The organism is Mesorhizobium sp. M1A.T.Ca.IN.004.03.1.1 (genome assembly GCF_003997555.1).
Lineage (GTDB): Bacteria > Pseudomonadota > Alphaproteobacteria > Rhizobiales > Rhizobiaceae > Mesorhizobium.
In genome coordinates, this window is sequence record NZ_RZTV01000437.1 from 1 (window position 1) to 266 (window position 266).

At 51.5% G+C, this 266-nt stretch carries 1 protein-coding gene; it reads right to left on the bottom strand.

Features of this window, described 5'->3' with window-relative positions; all coding sequences use genetic code 11:
- Positions 1 to 32: 32 nt before the first annotated feature.
- Positions 33 to 266: hypothetical protein (locus EOD29_RS36675; RefSeq protein ID WP_206520565.1), on the bottom strand; the 234-nt coding region annotated here is incomplete at its 5' end.

A 266-nucleotide genomic window follows, 5' to 3' on the forward strand; every position in this document is an offset into this window, starting at 1 on the left:
ACCGTGCGCCACAAGATTATTTCGATCCCTCATTACGCTACAAAAACACCATACGCGCGGTAACAACAGCCGGGTCCGTGAAAGTAATCGACGGACTGGAGGAGATAAAGCCGGGATGGGCGGCTACTGAAGGTACTCATTGGCATCGGGCTACCGATGAGACTGAGGTATTTATCTCCTGTGATCTCATCAGTCTCTGTACCGGCTTCCTCAACCTGCGAGATCTTCATTTTTCGGCGCACATAACGCTGAAGCAGCACTCGGTT